1 protein-coding gene is annotated in these 431 nt (G+C 32.7%); it reads left to right on the top strand.

What is annotated here, in order from left to right; all coding sequences use genetic code 11:
- Positions 1–365 (top strand): hypothetical protein (locus C6366_RS21185; RefSeq protein WP_199221617.1); only part of this gene is annotated, 365 nt, incomplete at its 5' end.
- Between the last annotated feature and the right edge of the window lie 66 nt (positions 366–431).

Here is a 431-nt window from a genome sequence, read left to right as displayed (position 1 = left end):
GGGCATACCTAATAGATAATATTGATTTGATCAACACAACTTCCGGGAATGGAATTTTATTCCTTGATTATTTCTTTGGGGACAGGTTTTCTGAATCAAATATTCACAACGTTTATGCTACCTTATGGATTGATATTGGTATCGTAGGTTTATTCTTATTTTTATTCTTAATGTTTCAGACATTTCGCAGTTTAAAAAACAACATGGCCTTTTTCTTTATAGTTGGGTTACCTTTTCTACTTTCTTTGATGGTTCAATATCTTGGTTATGATAGTGATATTGTAGTGTATGTTTCTTTGGCTATATTCCTTTCTTCTGCGCAAAAAGAGCCAGAATCAGTTGTGGGTTTAATAAACGAAGGCTAAAACACAATCTTTTTGATAGGCGTACGTTTATTGCATGGAGAATAGTCTTCGCATGTTGTTAATATA

Origin of the sequence: Desulfonatronum sp. SC1 (genome assembly GCF_003046795.1) — a bacterium.
GTDB lineage: Bacteria > Desulfobacterota > Desulfovibrionia > Desulfovibrionales > Desulfonatronaceae > Desulfonatronum.
This window is presented reverse-complemented; position numbering and strand designations above follow the sequence as displayed.